Source organism: Caballeronia sp. LjRoot34 (assembly GCF_964253815.1).
Taxonomy (GTDB): domain Bacteria; phylum Pseudomonadota; class Gammaproteobacteria; order Burkholderiales; family Burkholderiaceae; genus Caballeronia.
The window spans coordinates 1-16943 of sequence record NZ_CAXUSB020000017.1 but is presented as its reverse complement, the minus strand read 5'-3'; the positions used below and the strand labels follow the sequence as shown (position 1 = coordinate 16943).

Annotated in this window: 14 protein-coding genes; 2 read left to right on the top strand and 12 right to left on the bottom strand. The window is 57.8% G+C overall.

All coding sequences use genetic code 11. The features are described from left to right. The 3 genes from ACSQ36_RS46795 to ACSQ36_RS46785 all read right to left on the bottom strand — a co-directional run. On the bottom strand, positions 1 to 446 hold a 446-nt coding region (locus ACSQ36_RS46795; RefSeq protein ID WP_436187604.1), incomplete at its 3' end, for an amidohydrolase family protein. 28 nt (positions 447 to 474) lie between these two features. Beyond that, positions 475 to 1515 (bottom strand): Bug family tripartite tricarboxylate transporter substrate binding protein, encoded by a 1041-nt coding sequence (locus ACSQ36_RS46790; protein ID WP_436187603.1) that lies wholly within the window; start codon positions 1513 to 1515, stop codon positions 475 to 477. Positions 1516 to 1805: 290 nt separating this feature from the next. Then, entirely contained in the window at positions 1806 to 2804 is a 999-nt protein-coding gene (locus ACSQ36_RS46785) for a LysR substrate-binding domain-containing protein (protein WP_436187602.1), read from the bottom strand. Between the two features lie 245 nt (positions 2805 to 3049). Here ACSQ36_RS46785 and ACSQ36_RS46780 point away from each other — a divergent pair, with 245 nt between their 5' ends. Then, entirely contained in the window at positions 3050 to 4066 is a 1017-nt protein-coding gene (locus tag ACSQ36_RS46780; protein ID WP_436187601.1) for an ABC transporter substrate-binding protein, read from the top strand. A gap of 165 nt (positions 4067 to 4231) precedes the next feature. On the opposite strand, the gene ACSQ36_RS46775 is transcribed toward ACSQ36_RS46780, so the two are convergent. From ACSQ36_RS46775 to ACSQ36_RS46735, 9 genes are all read right to left on the bottom strand, one after another. Next, positions 4232 to 5410, bottom strand: a complete 1179-nt coding sequence (locus tag ACSQ36_RS46775) for a porin (protein ID WP_436187600.1) — start codon at positions 5408 to 5410, stop codon at positions 4232 to 4234. A 425-nt stretch (positions 5411 to 5835) separates the two neighbouring features. Beyond that, complete coding sequence (locus ACSQ36_RS46770; protein WP_436187599.1) at positions 5836 to 7086, bottom strand: MFS transporter; 1251 nt, start codon at positions 7084 to 7086, stop codon at positions 5836 to 5838. Positions 7087 to 7493: 407 nt separating this feature from the next. Further along, complete coding sequence (locus tag ACSQ36_RS46765; RefSeq protein ID WP_436187598.1) at positions 7494 to 8789, bottom strand: MFS transporter; 1296 nt, start codon at positions 8787 to 8789, stop codon at positions 7494 to 7496. A gap of 157 nt (positions 8790 to 8946) precedes the next feature. Continuing rightward, positions 8947 to 9840: a phosphate ABC transporter substrate-binding protein gene (locus tag ACSQ36_RS46760; RefSeq protein WP_436187597.1), complete on the bottom strand. Its 894-nt coding sequence runs from the start codon at positions 9838 to 9840 to the stop codon at positions 8947 to 8949. A 28-nt stretch (positions 9841 to 9868) separates the two neighbouring features. Further along, a complete protein-coding gene (locus ACSQ36_RS46755) occupies positions 9869 to 11413 on the bottom strand; it encodes an acetolactate synthase large subunit (RefSeq protein WP_436187596.1) in 1545 nt (514 codons plus the stop codon). After that, entirely contained in the window at positions 11414 to 12271 is an 858-nt protein-coding gene (locus tag ACSQ36_RS46750) for an HpcH/HpaI aldolase family protein (RefSeq protein WP_436187595.1), read from the bottom strand. A gap of 42 nt (positions 12272 to 12313) precedes the next feature. After that, the gene (locus ACSQ36_RS46745) at positions 12314 to 13165 is read right to left on the bottom strand and encodes an amidohydrolase family protein (RefSeq protein WP_436187594.1); all 852 of its coding nucleotides are present in this window, start codon (positions 13163 to 13165) and stop codon (positions 12314 to 12316) included. Between the two features lie 54 nt (positions 13166 to 13219). Then, positions 13220 to 14245, bottom strand: coding sequence for an amidohydrolase family protein (locus ACSQ36_RS46740; protein WP_436187593.1), 1026 nt, complete (start codon positions 14243 to 14245; stop codon positions 13220 to 13222). A 72-nt stretch (positions 14246 to 14317) separates the two neighbouring features. Next, positions 14318 to 15292 (bottom strand): ABC transporter substrate-binding protein, encoded by a 975-nt coding sequence (locus ACSQ36_RS46735; protein ID WP_436187592.1) that lies wholly within the window; start codon positions 15290 to 15292, stop codon positions 14318 to 14320. Positions 15293 to 15747: 455 nt separating this feature from the next. Between ACSQ36_RS46735 and ACSQ36_RS46730 the strand changes: the two genes are divergently transcribed. Further along, positions 15748 to 15999 (top strand): DUF3563 family protein, encoded by a 252-nt coding sequence (locus ACSQ36_RS46730; protein WP_436187591.1) that lies wholly within the window; start codon positions 15748 to 15750, stop codon positions 15997 to 15999. The last annotated feature ends 944 nt before the right edge of the window (positions 16000 to 16943 follow it).

Sequence of the window (16943 nt, the reverse complement as noted above, 5' to 3'; positions counted from 1 at the left end):
GTCTGGACCACCATGGTCATGCCGATCTCGGCGCAACGCTCCCAGACCGGAAAGCTCGCCGGGTCGACCAGCCAGCGTCCGTCATTCTGATGTGTGGCCCCACCGGTGAAAAGCCGAATCCCGCCCATGCCGTGGGCCAACCAATAATCGAAGGTCTTCAGCGCATCGGGCGCTAGTAAATCAAACGAATAGACGCCGGTGAACCGCTGCGGTTGCTGCGCCACGCTGTCAGCCACATAAGCATTATTGTGACCGTACGTTGTCGACGAATGCACGATCGCAGCCTTGGCAACGCCGGCTTCATCCATCTCCGCGATCAGCTGTTCGAATGTGACCGGACGCGTGGAGGACCAGTCCGAGCGACGTCCCTGGCTGGGTGCGATCGGGTAGCGGACAGTATCCCCTGAAATGATGTGGGGGTGAATGTCGATAATTTCTGGATTCATGGTGATTGTCCCTCTTGGAGATTTGGCGTTATTCAGAGCTATAAATAAGCTTGCGGGCGCTCGCGAGGGATGCCTCGGGCGTGGCGTACAGCGTGTTGACAATCCGTTCCACCGCGGCACCGTCGATTGGATCGATCGGATAGCCCTGGCTTTTCATCGCTGCGATGAACTCAGGGTCCGCAATCGTCTTTGAGAAGGCGAGGCGCAGCGCATCAAGACGATCTTGCGGCACATCTTTCGGCACCGCGATGGGCCTTCCAGCCTGGAATGGCAACAGGAACAAGTTGAGCAAAGCCTTGACCTCAGGCTTGGTGACATAGGCACTCAGGTTCGGAACGTTGGGGAAGGCAGGTGATTTATTCCACCGCAGTTCCAGCAGCACCTTCATCTTTCCCTCGGCGAGCATGCGCACCGGCTCGCCCTGCTGCAGCCCGTCAGTGGTGGAGGCCCAGCCATCGATCTCGCCGCGCTGCATCGCGAGATAGACCTCGCCACGCCCGGTATAGCCCGGAACAATGCTTATCTTGGTACCGAGATACTCGTTGAGCAGCGCGGGCAGCGTCCGATCTTCGTTAGCGAAGCCAGTTGCACCCATGTACATTTTTTTATGGAAGAGATCATCAGCCGTGGTCACGCCGGAACGGGTCATCGCGACCAAGCAGTAGTCGACCGAGTTCAGGCTGCCGAGCCACCTCACTGCCCGCGGGTCGAATCTGTTCTGCCGTGGATCAAGCAGCGGAATATAGAGATTGTTGCGCTGCAGGAATCCTATGACAGTGCCATCACTAGGCTGTCTTGACTGGAGGGAGGCAGCTGCAACCATCCCGCCCGCCCCGATTACGTTCATCACTACCGCTTGAGGTTGGCCGGGCACGTACTTGACGAAGAATCGCGCGAATTGACGCGCAATGATGTCGGTTGGAGTACCGGCGTCGGCACTGACAACCAGCGTGAGGGTCTTGCCGTGATAAAACTTTTCGACCGACTGACCAGAAGCGGGTGCAGCAACAGCCGTCGCGACAATACTCATCAGCGCCGCGCAAACGCATAGTGCGCTTCTGAAGTTCATAGTCATCTTCTCTTTGTAGTAATCCGCGCTCCGCCATCGTGGCAAAACCTGAGACTGTCGGCGTCTCGATGGTGGATCACGTTGTCTCCGTTATCACATCCAGATTTTGCCTGCGTGCCGCCACAGGTCAATTGAGAAATAAGACTCGGAGCTTGAGCGAATGGTTAAGCAGCGCGGGGCAGATAGGCGGCAGGCCTCGACTACCTTGCATACCTTGGGGCGGCACGCCGGGGCTTTGCCGGCGCTGAACGCAGTCAATGCTCACCCGGGCCGTTATCGCGCGACCGGCGTTATTGCGGTCGCTTAGATTTTGCTTTAGCGGCGGGCTTGATCCCGCGCGGCGTGGTCGTGGACCCAGTGTCCAGACGCTGAGCAGCCTCTTCCAAGCACGAAACCATGAGCTGCGCGCTAGGTGACAAGCCGCGGATACGATTCCATAGCACGCCGGCCGGGCGGAGCAGCCGGGGCAAGCTTAAGGGCAGCGTATAAAGAGGCTGCGTCGTGTCGTCGGGAGCTATGCCAGCCAGGACGGCTATGAAATCCGAAACCTGCAACTGCGCTCGTGCTACGTGAATCGAGAGTGTCTCGATGTAGTTATTGGTCAGCGGCACGTCATGCGCTTCGAGTACCCGTTCGAGGGGATCGCGAAGTATTGAACCGGGCGGCGGCAGGATCCAGGGGTAGGAGCGCAGGTCTGACCAGTCCAAGGTCTTCTTACGGGCCAACGGATGGTGATGGCCTGTCATCAGAGCCACCGGCTCTTCGAGAAGCTCCTTTTCCTCGAAGCTGCCGTGCGTGTCTGTGGGGGGCGGCAGGCGGCCCACTACCAGGTCGAGCCGACCTTGCCAGAGCTCTGGCAGCAGCGAACCCGTCGTGCCCTCAGTGACCATCACATTGGTTCCCGGCGACCGCTCCTTCAAGAGGCTCAGCGCCTGCGGCAACAGCACAGAGGCAGAAGCCGGCAGCATACCGATATACACCTTTCCCTCGGTCCCCGAACTCAGGGCTTTGAGATCGTCGCGTGCCTGATGGAGGATAGTCAACATGGATCGCGCGTGGCGAATAAGGCAATCGCCATACGGCGTGGGGACCAAACCGCGCGCAGTACGCGAAAACAGCGTGAGTCCAAGTCCGCGTTCGAGTTCGGCCAGCGACTTCGACACGGCGGGCACGGTCACATGAGTGACATCGGCCACCTGGGTTAGATTGCGATATGTATCGATCGTCACCAGCAGGCGCAGGTGCCGCGCTTTAAGGTTGATCTGCAGGTACCAGTCGAATTCTGACACGTCGTCTACCCCTCGTCTACTTGATCTACCTTTGCCAAACCCGTTTTACGTCGGCGCATATTTTACCATTTCGTTAAGTCGGGGCCAGTTTTAGCCAATCGACGAGATGGATAGCTCGCTGATACAATCCGGACAGGCTCACTGAGTCCGGTTAAAGCGCCCACGTTGGCGCCGACGACCCGTGCTGTGATGTTCTCTTCTGTTCACCACAAGTCGCCGGATCAGTCGGCGCACCGAGACTTCCGATGACCAAGACGTTCAACCGTCGCCGCTTCTTGCGCAGCACCGGGCTTTTAGGGCTGGGGCTCGCTACAGGCAGCCTTGCCGCGCCGTACGTCGCGCGAGCCGCCTCCACCCAGATCAGGATTGTCAGCAACCCGGGGTTGGAGAATGCCACGCTTAACGCACTGATGGATCAGCAAGGCTATTTCAAGCGGTTCGGCGCCGATGCGCTTATCGTGCAGATACCCGGCGCGACTGGCCCCTTCGATGCCATCGCCACCGGTGCCGCAGACGTCTGCATGGTGTCGGGTTACAACATGGTTCTGTCGCGAATCGAACAAGGCGCGAAAGTCAAGATCGTCGGTGCGGGTATGAAGAAGTCCGCGCTAACCGTCTTTGCAAAGCCTAATGGGATCCAGTCGCTCGCCGACTTGAAGGGAAAGACGGTTGCGGCGGGGCCGGTCCAGGGCCTGCTGCATACGCTGATGCGGCAGCTCATGAAAGAAAAGGGCATCGACGCGTCGCAGATCAATTTCGTCGACAAGGGTAGCAACGATCAGTGCTATGAGGCGGTCGTAAAGGGCGAAGCCGATGCGTGCTGCTCGAGCGTCTCGCATCTGAACGACAAGGACGGCCTTGTGGTGATCAGCGAAGGCGACATGTGGGAGGCGTTGCCGAAGTGCATCTTCCAGACCGCCTATGCCTCCGATTCAGCGCTCCGGGACAAGCACGAGGGCATGGTCTCGGTAATGGCCGCTTATGGGATGCTTTACGATTACCTGATGTCGCCCGCAGCGCATGACGCCTTCTTCGAAGCACGCAAGCATGCCCAGAAAAAATTCGACGAGGCATCCGCTCAGGCAATCTGGAATTTCAACCAGGTGCAGCAGCCCTATTCGAAAGACCTGACGCTGACCGATGAAGATATTGGTTATGAGCAGGACATGTTCATCCATCTGGGCAGCCTGAAGCGTAAGCAACCTATCGCCACAGTCGCCGACATGTCGGCCGCGAAAGCGGCGGCAAAGCTGCTAGGCTGAACCAGTCGGGGGACCAGGGCTCACCTTCCCCACCGGGACAGCGCCCGAAACCAAAATGTCGTCATGCAACTTGCAAAAAACACCCCAAGAGCGGAACGGGTGTCAAATTCTTGGGATGCGATTCATCAGGGCGCTATGTGTGGCTACCGGATCCGATCAGGAAATTCAGAACCGATGCCTGATACCTGCAATGATGGAAATTTGCGCGCCACCGGGCGGTGGATCAGCGACGGGCAGCATGGTGCTCGCCGCAATAGCGAGTTTGCCGCCGTTCTGGATGTGCTCTCCAGTCACATAGAGTGCGGTGCGCTTGGACAACGAATAGACACCGCGCAATACTTCTACGATGGCCTTGTTAGGCGAGTGTTCATACTTGAGTTCCGCCAGCATGCTGTCGATCGAAATGTCCGGGGCCACGAGCACCGTGCCCGTGAGCCAGACAAGATTGCTCCTCGGCGTGGAAATACCCAGATCCGTGCGTTTGATCCAACCCAGGCCAATCTTGGCGGGACCCGCCTCGACATATCCGCCCGCGATGAACCGGCTGTCCGAAAGGCTTGGTGAAGTCAGACCACCGTAAGTTGCCGACGTGCCGCCGTTATTACGCTCATAGGCGGTGGCCGCGCCCCAGGAGTTTCCGGTGTACTTCAGAAGTGCCGACCATTCCTTGCACTGCTGATAGGGCGTCGTTTGCCCCGGGCAATTCGTGGCGACCTGGCTGACAGGCGTACCCGCAACACCATCGCGACCGAAACTATAGTTGACCCCGGCTTCAAGTCCGGGAAGGATGTAACCGCGATAGCTGATGGCATTGTCAGCGCGGGCATTCGCAATTCCGTTGTCCAGCGTTGTAAGACCTTGTGCCCCGTCGCCGAACGGGTTAATGGCCGAGGTGGCATAGAACCGCATGGTGTATTGGCGACCGAACGTGAGACGACCATACTTTCCATCGAGGCCGACATAGGCTTGCCGTCCGAATAAACGTCCGCCTTGACTCGATGTGCCGTTATTCGCCGAGAAGCCGCCTTCCAGGTTAAATATGGTTTTCAGACCTCCTCCCAGGTCCTCTACACCGCGTACACCCCAGAAAGAAGTCGCCATCCCCGCGCCTACCTGAAAAGCGGGCGACGTAGTCTTGCCGGTGGACGAGTGGCTGAGGTACTGCACCCCCTCGTCAATCGAGCCATAAAGGGTGACCGAGCTTGAGCTTGCCGTGCCTGCGCTCGGGGTGCTCGGCATGCTAGCAGTGCTCGCAATGCCGGGGCCGGTACTTTCGTCCTGAGCCCACGCCGGCGCAATACATGTCAGCGCCACGCAAGCGCATATCGCGGTCCTGTAGATCATAGTTGCACTGTCTCCTTATAATCCGCGATCCTCCGTCGTGCCGGCAGTTGCCGTCTGATCGTGGATCGCGTTGTCTCTGTTTATTTATTGGGTGAACTCAGTGTGATTTTGACAGTGCGACGCTGTAAGTCCATTGAAAAAATCCACCTTGTGGTTGACCGAATGGTTAAGCTAGACATGGTAAGTGCGGCGAGTCCCGACCGGTCTTCGACAATTGTTCCTTTAACGTTTCGGTTCAGCTTCAAGTTCAGACTCCCGCGAGGAAACGTCAGATCCCGCGCGTTTGCTGCGACAATAGCCGGCCTGAAGGCCTTCGTTGCATGCCGCTTCCGCCATGTTGGATTGCAGGAACGCTCAGGATAATTACTTAAGATTCCTGATTATAGAGAAAGAAATTTCCTGATACTTGCCCGAACGCTTCTTGCTCAATGAAAGGTATCTCGCCGGGCGAGCGGTTTGAACAGGCGACTCCATGCCACGCTGATAAGGATCGTCGCACATCCGCCAAACACGACCGAGCCGATGACACCGAACGCCGTGGCGGTCACCCCTGATTCGAATTCACCAAGCTGATTGCTCGCACCGATAAAGAGCGTGTTCACGGCAGCAACTCGTCCGCGCATACGATCAGGCGTCTGCAACTGGACGAGTGTCTGCCGCACCACCACGCTGATTGTGTCTGCTCCGCCCGCGATCGCTAGCAAGATCAGCGATATCACGAACGACCGGGACAGCCCGAAGGCGACAATACAGATTCCATAGACAGCGACAGCAATCAGCAATTTCTTGCCGACGCCGGTGCGGATCACATGACGGGACAGCGTGAGGCCGACGCAAAGCGCGCCCACCGCAGGCGCGGAGCGCAGTAACCCCAACCCTTGTGGCCCGACATGCAAAATTTCTCTCGCGTAGACAGGCAGGAGTGCCGTGGCGCCCCCGAACAGGACAGCGAACAGGTCGAGCGAGATGCCGCCGAGCAACAAAGGATTGCCGCAGACGAAGCGTAAACCGGCAAGGACCGTTTCAGCCGTTACAGGTTCGCGCGGGCGCGCAACGTAGTCGTAACGTATGAATGCGACCATCACGGCGCTCACGCAGAAGAGCGCCGCGCAGGTCAGGTAGTCGGCGTTGACATTAATGGCGAATAGCAAACCGCCCAACGCCGGCCCTGCTATCACTGACACCTGCTGGACCACCGTACTGAGCGCCATCGAGCGCGCAAGCAACGACTGAGGCACAAGCATGGGCAGCAATGCCTGCTGTCCTGACATCTGGAATGGGCGAATGGCGCCGAGAATGAGCGAGAGACCGAGCAGCACGTCGCGCGTCACGAGGTGCATAACGGTCGCTACGGCGAGCAACGCGGCCATGGCGCCCTGTGCCCCAAGGCAGACTGCAACAATTCGCCCGCGATGCATGCGATCGGCGCAGTGGCCCGCGACGAACGTCATGGCGAGCCCGGGAACGAACTGGAATAGTCCGACGAGGCCAAGATCCCACGCGCTCGATGTCAGGTCATACATGTGCCAGCTAACCGCCAGCATGAGCATCTGCTGGGCAGCGATGGAACCGACACGCGCGAACAAGAAGCGCGGCAGCGACGTATGGCGCAGTAAAGGTGTCGTGTTATCGCGCGTCTCGGGCGATAGTAGCGCAGGCTCGGGTATGCGCGTCATGCCCTATTCCGCGCATTGCGCTTGCCGTTCAGACCGCGCGGTAATAACTGCCCGCCTTCCGCGACGTAGAAGGGAGGGCGGATATCGATAATTCTATTTGGCATAAAAAAGCGTTGGATGAGAATTGAAAGTGCCCTGGCTTACAGCGAGCGACACACCCCTCAGGAGGACTTTTTCGCGGCGTGAATGACTTGCGCGATCCTGAGCGGACATCGGCGTTCATATAGAGCTTTTTGGGACACCGGCATCGCTTGGCACTGAAGCAGTGCTTTCTGCGCCTTCACTCCACTCCCCGTGGAAAGCGTTTCGCGACTCGTCGTGCTGTCTGATGCGAATTCACTGAAGTTACCCGGAATTCGCCGATTGATTTTCAAGCATCCCCGAAACTGCCAAGACGCGTCATTTTCTTAATACGTCGACAGTGCCCGCTCCTGCTGTTTGTGTTCGGAGTCGTTGACTTTGGGCGCCCACTTCCGCTGCAGCAAGACCACTGTGCTGATGGCCCCCAGGATGAGGAAGATGAAAATTGCCAGCATGGGCAGCGTGTAGCTGCCTCCCAGATGCAGCAACCAGCCCGACAAGCTTGCGGAAATACCACCCGCCAGACCGGTCGCCACCTGTTGCAAGCCTGTGTTCAAGCCAACTGCTTGCTTCGGGATCAGCGTAAGTTTGACCAGGGCGAGGTTGTTCGCCGTTGCGAGGCCCAGTAGCGAGAGCGACACCACATTCCAGAACAATGCCATTTGGGGCGAGCGAGTATAAGCACCAAGCAAAACAGTTGTGCCGCCGATAAATCCGGCCACGATAAACGACTTGCGTACCAGCACTGCATCATGGCCACGCGCTATCAGCCGGTCTGCCGCCAATCCGGCAAGCGCCGCAACAATCGCAACGCCTGCGAAGCTGAAAAAGGTATATAGCCCGGATTGATTCAGCGAAAGACCCCGCTGCTCGACCAGATAAGCCGGCATCCAGGTCATGCAGTAGAACGCGAAATAGCTGTAGCAAAAATTGTTAATCAGGCCGCCCCATACCACCGGGCTCGATAAAAGATTGCCAAGCGGCACTGAGGCTGCTCGTTGCTTTGCCGCCGCAAGCCCGGCTCTGGACGGGAAATCGTTTCGAAGCATCGCCAACCAGGGAATCAACCAGATCAGCCCGACCAGACCGGTCGCAATGAACATTACCTTCCATGACCTGGTGATGATTAGCCAGGCCGCAATCGGTGCGCCAAGGGCCGGCCCCATCTTGCCGCCAATTGAATAAATGCCGAGGGCCGTGCCTTTCTGGTTCTCGGGGAAATTGTTGGCAAGATAGCGATAAGTCGCGGGAACCACCACGGCTTCGGCGGCGCCAATCATCAGGCGCACGAGGATGAGGGCCGGAAGCGTAGTGACCAGGCCGGTTGCCGCAGCCGCTAAACACCACAACACAAAGCAAATGGCGTAAGGCCATTTCACACCATAGCGGTCGACGAGCCAGCCCATGGGCATCTGAAGCAAGCCGTATGACCAGAACACGGCAGAGCCGAGCCAGCCCCGCTCCACGTGCGTCAGCGCAAACTCACGCACGAAATGATGGTCCGCAAGAGCGGTGGACATGCTTGAGCGGTCCACGAAAGAGATCATCAGCCCGAGCGCAAGCAGCACGAGAATGCCCCAGCGATTCTCGCGCTGCCTTCCTTTTGGCCGAATTGTCTCCATCCACTAACCTCCGGTGATCTCTTTTTTTTGACGGACGCTTTGTCTTTCTCTTCCTGCTTAAAGACACCCCCCCTGTCCAGAGAGAATGTTCAAAGTAACCACAAGGCGCGTCTGAGTCAACCTGGATAATTGCGCCTTACAGGATCCCATCCGTTACTCAAAGGTTGCCGGTCACATCGTCGAACAGTTCATCGACCGACAGGCGATGCGGGATAATCTTTTGGTCAAGCGCCCAGTCAATCGCCAACTGCAGCCCTTTGCGGTTTTGCTCTAGCCCGATCGGCGGAAAGATGGCGGGCACGCCACCTTCAGTCAGCGCACGGCTTTCGACAATCATGCGATACAGCTCTCGAACTACTTCTGGATGCTTCCTCGAAATGTCCTCATGCACCACGAACATGTGATTGATCGGCACAACATGCTCGCGCGCAAACCAGTCTTTGGCAGCGGCCTGCGCATCGGGAACGAGGGTGCGCACGCGCGGATCCTTCGGCATGTCTTCGCCGAGCAATGCAGCACTCAGTTCGCCGTCCAGCATCATTTGCGGGATCGATGAACCTGCAGGCAAGCGCACGCAGTTATTCGGATCGCTATATTCAACAAGATGCCCATCTCCGAGCGTCATCCACGTCACCTTGTCCAGATCGACACCATATTCGTGACGCAGAATGCCACGAATCCAAAGTGCAGTCGTCTGCGTATAGGTACGAACGCCGACCTTCTTTCCCTCGATATCCTTTGGCTTCAACTCCCCAAAGTCGATGTTGAAGCCTGCACAATGATGCTGGAAGCGCCCCGAGATTGGCGTCGGCAACAAGACATACGGCTTGCCATAGGCCTTCGCCTGCAAGAACGTAACAATAGCCAGCTCGCCTGCGTCGAACTTGTTCTCTCGCACCATGGCCTTGAAGCCGTTATGTGCCGGGGTCGGCCCGCAGTAGTCGAGCTTGACGAGGCTAGAGCTCACTCGCCCGTCCTTCATCGCCTTCGTTACGGGGTAATCGGCCAGATTGGTGCGCAGTGTGGGCACTTCGGTTGCCGTCGTTGACATGTATCTCACTCCTTGTGCTCAAATAGGATTACAGCCGAACCTCAATAAGACACGGTCCCGGCTCCTTCACCGAGTCGGCCATGGCCTTGTAGAAAGCCTCGGCTGTGTCAACGGCGACTGCCGGAACGCCCATGCTTTTCGCCATCGCCAGCCAGTCGATACGTGGACGATCGATATCGATCATGGCCAGCGCGCGCGGCCCGGGTGCACCCGCACCCATGTTGGCGTATTCGGCCTTGAGGATAGCGTAGCTGTTATTCGCGAAGATGATCGTGGTGATGTTCAGGCTCTCGCGTGCCTGCGTCCACAGCGACTGAATGGTGTACATGGCGCTACCGTCTCCCACCATGCAGAACACGCGCCGGTCCGGGCAAGCCAGCGCAGCGCCGGTGGCAACCGGGGTTCCGTAGCCGATTGAGCCGCCCATGTTGTTGATGAGATCGTGACGCGCAGCGCCAACGGTCAGCCCCATCGTCTCGCGGCCGGTGGTCAGCGATTCGTCGACGAGGATGCAGTTCTCGGGCAGCGCTGCGGCCAGCGCCTGGGCAATCGTGGCTGGAGTCAATGCACCGGACGGCGGCGTTGCGTCCGAACGCTGCTGAATCACGGCTACCGAGTTCGATGCGCCGAGCACTTCAACTAACATCTCAAGGCCGGAGGCGCCGTCCTCGCCAATTTCGACGAGAGAATGAACACTGGTGCCGGACGACTTGAGCAAACTCGGTTTATCCGGATAGCTGAAGAATGCAATCGGCTCAGTCGTCTCAACCGTGATGATGTTCTTGAATTCTTTCAGATACTCGACAGCAGGTCCAACTGCATAGGGAATGCGTTCGAGCGTGACCCGCCCTGCCCCGCGCTCGATTCGCGCACTGAAGAATTGCGTCGCGATGCGACAACCTGTAGCCGCCTTAAGCTTGCCCACGAGCTCAAGTGCGCGGCCGCGCGTCGAACGACCGGCAAGTACGATGAGCGTCGGCTCGCCAGAACGCAGCACCTCCGCAATATGCTCGATACGCGTAGCATCGGGGAGTTTTGCATTGGCGATCGTGCGTGGACGCACGATCTGTTCACCCGCATCTTGCCAAGAAGTGTCACCCGGCAGAATCAGCGTTGCGATTTGCCCTGGGTGTTCGCTTGCCTTACTCACCGCAGTAGCAACGTCCCAGGCCACCGCGGCCGGCGATTCAACGCGACGCACCCAGTGGCTCAGCGGCCGCGCGAGTCCCTCGATATCGGACATCAGCGGCGGATCGTACTTCAGGTGCGCCGCCGAATGCTCGCCCACGATATTGACCATACCCGACGATGCACGTTTGGCATTGTGAATATTGGCGAGCCCATTGGCGAGTCCGGGTCCCAGGTGCAGCAGCGTGGAGGCCGGCGTATCTTTCATCCTGTAATACCCGTCCGCCGCACCGGTGCAGACACCCTCGAACAGGCAAAGGACGCTGCGCATGCTCGGATTCTCGAGCGCCTTCAGAAAGTGCATCTCCGAGGTCCCAGGGTTCGCGAAACATATCTCGACCCCCTGATCGGTGAGCGTCTGGACCAGGCTTTCGGCTCCGTTCATTTAATACCCCGCCATCTCGCGTGCCGCGCCGACGACACCATAGCTGCGTTGCGGCGCCGCCATCAGGAAGCGGTATCCCTCTTCCAGCAGCCGCTGATGATTTTTTGCTGTGGTATGCGGGTTGCCGACCACGACCTTGTGCTTGTGGCAGGTCTCGACGATCTGGCGCATGGCATCGAGCACGACCGGGTGTTCATACTCCCGCGGATAGCCCAGTTGCTGGCTCAGATCGCCCTCGCCAATAAGGATGAAACCGATGCCGGACACGTTCGACAGAATGTCATCGAGGTTCTCAATTGCCTCAGTGCTTTCGCACATCAGACCGACGAGAATTTCTCCGTGCGGGGCCAGCGGCCAGACGTCTGCCTTTTTATAGTAATCCGGCACGCTCAATCCCCAGTACCGTGCCGCCGTGGCGGGACCGTCACCGCGCACGCCCTTGGGCTCGTACAGCGGTGCGTCCTTGGGCCGCGCATAGCGGCACGATGCCACGGCGTTGTATGCCTGCTCGACTGTCGCCACATGCGGCCACACCACGCCATAGGCGCCGCGATCGAGTACTTGCTTGGCGAAGGCCTGGTTCATCTCGACACCGTTGGCCGGAATGCGGGCGATCGGCGTGACACGGGCCGCAACCGAGCCGGAGTCGGCAATCTGCTTGCGGTTAAGCATATATTGCAATGCATCGCCCAATGCCGATACGTCATAAGGGTTGTGCTCCATCTCGAAGACGATGCCGTCATACGGCGCATCGCTCATCTCGATGGCGGTCTGCTTATCCAGCTTGGCAAACGCAGTGTAGGCGGGCTTATTGGATTCGAAAGCGCGAATAATGCTGTTAAGCCGGGTATCGCTCATGATCTTGTCTCTCTCGTTGTACGTAGGCACCGAATCTCGCTTTCATGCCAGAGTCGGATACAGGAACTGTGCGGTCTTGCCAAAAATCCAAGCGCGGTCCTCATCGCTCAGGCATTGCAGACGTGTCTGAGCCGTCGCGAGGATTTCCGGAAGCGTCCCGGGCGATGTCGGAAAATTCGAGCCCCATGTCATCCGCTTCGCGCCGAATGCTTCGACCACGCGCGGGAAGAACGTCTCAGCACTCGCCCTTTCCTTCTTCACATCGCCAAAGATACGCGGCGTCAGCTTCAGGTAGATGTTCTTCAGCGGGGCCAGATCGAACAGGCTTTGCGCGGCAGCATAGGGTGCACCGTCAGCAACCTCGGGACGTCCCAAGTGATCCAGGATGATCGGAACATCGGGGAAACGCAGCGCAAGCGTCGTTACCTGCGGCAGTCCGATCGGACCCGTCTGAATGCACATGGTCAGCCCCAGTTCTGCGCACAACTCCCACGCCGGAAATGAGCGCGGGTCGTCGAGTTCACTTGGGTCGAACTCCTTTGTGCTGCCGCCCGTGAACAAGCGCAAACCGGCAAGGCCCAGCTTGACCCACTCGCGTATGCGAACGGTTGCGTCCGGCTGCAATACGTCGACGGAGCCGACAGCTGCGAGGCGCCCTGAATACTTCGCACAACTGTCAACGACATAGCTGTTGTCGAAACCGTAGGTAGTCGACGAATGAACCACGGCGGCCTTGGCAACGCCGGCGTTGTCCATCGACGAAATCAACGTCTCGACGGTAGTCGGGCGTTCCTTCGACCATTCCGAACGTGTACCGAACAGCGGTGCCGGCGGATAACGGCTCTCATCGTCGGAAATGATATGCGGGTGAATATCGACAATTGTGGAAGCCATGGGTGTCTGTCCTTTTTATAGCGGCTTACGGCTCACGCCGATGTTGCGCCAATGTTATCTGCCGCGTGCCTTCAGGCGCGCATCGAGACGCGGGTAGACGCGCCGCGCATTGCCTTCGAAGATCTTGAAGCGATCCTCGTCCGTCAGTTCCGTGCAAGCGTCGATGTAGCGCTTGGTGTCGTCGAAGTACTGGCCGGTCGCCGGATCCTTACCTCGCACTGCACCGACCATTTCCGATCCGAACATCACGTTATCGGTTGGTATGACCTTGGTCAGCAACTCGACGCCCGGCTTGTGATAGACACACGAGTCGAAGAAAATGTTGTCCAGCAATCCTTCGAGCGGGCGATTACACATTTCGAGTGACATCCCCCGGTAGCGTCCCCAGTGGTACGGAACCGCGCCACCGCCGTGTGGAATGACAAAGCGCAGCGTTGGAAAGTCCTTGAACAAATCCGACTGCAGCACCTGCATGAAGACTGAGGTATCGGCGTTCAGATAGTGAGCTCCGGTGCCGTGGAAGCAGGGATTGCAGGAAGCTGCCACGTGGATCATCGCGGGCACATCCAGGTCGACCAGTGCTTCGTAGAGTGGATACCACTCGCGATCGGTCATCGGCTTGCCGGTCCAGTAGCCGCCCGACGGATCGGGGTTTAAGTTGCATCCCACGAAACCCAACTGCTCGATGCAGCGCCGCAACTCGGGAATGGAGTTAGCGGGTGCGACGCCTGGAGATTGCGGCAATTGACAGACCGGCGCAAAGTTATCCGGATAAAGCTCCGTCACGCGGTACACGAGATCGTTCGATACTTCAGCCCATTCCAGGCTCGTACGCTCATTGCCCAGATGGTGGCTCATCAATCCGGCGATCGGCGAGAACAGCGTCAGGTCACTGCCCCGCTCGCGCTGGAGCTTGAGTTGACCATTGCCAACTCCTTCGCGAATTTCGTCGTCGGTGACATGTGCGCCGGCGCGCGACGGTGCGTTGGTAGGGTCATTTGCAAAGTCGACTTGCTTGGCGCGCCAGTCGCGAAAGGAAGTCGGTACGGTCGTGAAATGGCCGTGGCAATCAATAATCATGTTGTCTCCCTTGCGGCCAGAGTCGGATCTATCAGATCCTTACTCCGGTTCGTGCAAAATAGTTGCGCTGAGTCAGCCGGCCAGCGGATCCACGAACAATTCGTTAATGGCCATGCGGCGAGGCGTGAGCCCCTGCTTGAATGCGGTAGATTCCAAAGCTTCGATTGTCTTGAGGTTTTCCTGAAGACCGTATGGCAGCGGATCGTGTCCGACGATCTTGCGCAGCTCAAGGTACTTCTTGTCGCTCTTGCTCGTGGCCTCGCCGGCATCGAGACGCGCCAGCCATTCTTTTTTCGCCTGCGCAAAAGCGTCGTAAATCGATTTCGCTATCCACGGATGCTCAGCCAGCACCGAGTCCTTGACGACAATGGTTCCGTGCATCGGATACACGCCTGTACGGGTGTAATACTCAGCCTCTAGCTCGGCTGCATTGGGCAACAGATCGGGATAGTCGGCTTCGACTTCCTTCCATGCGCCCGTGGGAGCGCCGGTGCGGCCAATTCCTGCGTTGGCGCCAAAGCCTGCCGCCAATTCACCGTTGGCCATCATCTCTGCCAGCGAACTCCCGGCAGGCGCGTGGACGACATTCGGTGGCAGTTTGAGTCGGGTGACATGTTCCTCGTCATCCACGACCCAGGTCACCTTCGATGAATCGAGCCCGAACTCGTCAATGAGAACCTGGCGCGTCCATACCCCGGTCGTGACCGAGTAAGCGCGGACCCCTACCTTCTTGCCTTCCAGGTCTTTGGGAACCTTGATCCCGGCGTCCGGGCGCACCAGCAGCCCGGCGTGATGAAAGCGGCGCACGACGAAAATTGGCAATGCAACGAACGGCGCGCCATAGGCACGGGCGATGATGTAAGTCGTCGGCGCCAACTCGCAGACGTCGAATTCGACATCGCGCACCATGCGGCGAAACGCGCCGATCTGCGGCTGGACAGTAATGAATTCGGCATCCACGCCCTCGATGGGAATGGATCCGTTACGGATGGCTGATGTGTTCGGATGCTCAGCAATTGCGATCTTGAGATGGACTTTTGCGGTCAACTTCGTCTCCCTTTTTGGATAAGTACGCTTGATCGACCTACCGACCGACGCGGCTTCATGCCGTCTAGGGCAAGTTGCATGGTTCAGGTGATCTCGTGGACTACATGATCTTGTTGTGGATGCCTTCGGTCCATTGAAATAAAGCGCCGGTCCCTTAACCAATTGGCAAATGCTAGGTTCCGTCCGATGCCCGGTCATATGAGTCGCCGATGGTTCGATGCCGGCCTTGGAGCAAACGCTGGGTCCAGCGAATGGCAATGTATTGCTCAACCTCAGCTCAACTGCGTCGGCGAGAACGGTCAAATAGGGAATGCTGTCGTCGTAGATTGGGACGTGGCAATTCGGGGTCCCTGGCGTTGCCTCAGAAGCAACGTCACCTAACCAGGCGTTGCACATAGGCCTCTCGTAACGCTGCGATTCTCTCCGAGCGCTAGCAATTTCATAGGGATTACCCTATGCTTCGTTTAATTCACCAAGTGTTCGCCCTAGCAATTAAAGCGAGGTTCACCATGTATCTACTTAGCCGCGTCTTATTGTCCCTGACCAAACACTCCCACCGGCGTGATAAAGAGCACAACGACGCTTATCTGGCAGAAGCCAGTGACACTTGCGACCTTGAGAAACGGACCCAGAACTTAGATCATCGCGCATCGATTCAACTGACAATCGAGTCACTGCGGAATTACTGTGCGAGCCGCGAAGGATGACGCGACGGGGATGCAGGCTTCTTCACGGGTTCCAGGGCAGTGGTAGATGAAATAACGCTTGCCAGCACTCCGTCGGTACGCTGCCGGGTCTAAATCGGACCTAGAAACTGAGCTCAATGAGGTACTTTCGAGACTTAGGCGCCGTTGAAGAAAACGAGCTTGCAAGACCGAGTTAAAGGTCCTTGTTTGTAAGAATAGTACTGCCACGTTCATGGAGGTCGTGCGAGCGAAATCGTTAATTTGCATTCCTACGTTAGGCAGCGAGGCGATTTGGCTCTGGATTCCGGTCACTGTTTCTCATGCCTCCAAGGAGTCCTTGCGTGCTTACCTGCCTGCCGTTTCTCCTACGCGTTGGTGTAATAACGGCATTTCACTGGCAGGTTTGCGACCTGATTCCAAAGACTGTTGAGGGTGGTCAACTCGCTCACGGCCGGATCTCGAATGGCTGCACATCGCGATGAAATTCCAGGCAGCGCAGCGCTTTCGTGTTCCACAGCAAGATGATCGACTCGATGGAGCGAAAGCCGGTTGAGACTGAAGTGATCCACGCCGAGTGGATGGTGTGGAATGCCAAAGGCGATAAGGAGGTCGACGGATCAAAGCATTGGACGCTCAGTTGCTGACAAGGAAGGGATACGAAATTCCGCAAATTGTGGTGTAGGCTGAACGCTATCTTCGAGTATCGGAGGAAAAATGGCATTCGTTGGTCAACTCCGGCGCTCGGCGTAAAAATGGCCTGCCAATTGGAGCAGCGAAGTCGAGTCCGCGATAAACCGGGACGCATGATACGGTCGAGCAAACCTGCTCGCGCGACTAGCAACTGGCACCCGCCGGCGGGCGCCAATGCATCGATAGCAGCAATTGACTCGCCAAACAAAATCATGGACTGAACGTAGCTAGTGGTGTGCGTCAAACGGATTGCATCTTATTCAGTTTGGCCCTGA

What these genes read in the sequence shown, in the direction of transcription:
- ACSQ36_RS46790 (WP_436187603.1), bottom strand. Translation starts at nt 1,515, where the DNA reads ATGAACTTCAGAAGCGCACTATGCGTTTGCGCGGCGCTGATGAGTATT.
- ACSQ36_RS46780 (WP_436187601.1), top strand. Translation starts at nt 3,050, where the DNA reads ATGACCAAGACGTTCAACCGTCGCCGCTTCTTGCGCAGCACCGGGCTT.
- ACSQ36_RS46775 (WP_436187600.1), bottom strand. Translation starts at nt 5,410, where the DNA reads ATGATCTACAGGACCGCGATATGCGCTTGCGTGGCGCTGACATGTATT.
- ACSQ36_RS46770 (WP_436187599.1), bottom strand. Translation starts at nt 7,086, where the DNA reads ATGACGCGCATACCCGAGCCTGCGCTACTATCGCCCGAGACGCGCGAT.
- ACSQ36_RS46765 (WP_436187598.1), bottom strand. Translation starts at nt 8,789, where the DNA reads ATGGAGACAATTCGGCCAAAAGGAAGGCAGCGCGAGAATCGCTGGGGC.
- ACSQ36_RS46760 (WP_436187597.1), bottom strand. Translation starts at nt 9,840, where the DNA reads ATGTCAACGACGGCAACCGAAGTGCCCACACTGCGCACCAATCTGGCC.
- ACSQ36_RS46755 (WP_436187596.1), bottom strand. Translation starts at nt 11,413, where the DNA reads ATGAACGGAGCCGAAAGCCTGGTCCAGACGCTCACCGATCAGGGGGTC.
- ACSQ36_RS46750 (WP_436187595.1), bottom strand. Translation starts at nt 12,271, where the DNA reads ATGAGCGATACCCGGCTTAACAGCATTATTCGCGCTTTCGAATCCAAT.
- ACSQ36_RS46745 (WP_436187594.1), bottom strand. Translation starts at nt 13,165, where the DNA reads ATGGCTTCCACAATTGTCGATATTCACCCGCATATCATTTCCGACGAT.
- ACSQ36_RS46740 (WP_436187593.1), bottom strand. Translation starts at nt 14,245, where the DNA reads ATGATTATTGATTGCCACGGCCATTTCACGACCGTACCGACTTCCTTT.
- ACSQ36_RS46730 (WP_436187591.1), top strand. Translation starts at nt 15,748, where the DNA reads ATGCTTCGTTTAATTCACCAAGTGTTCGCCCTAGCAATTAAAGCGAGG.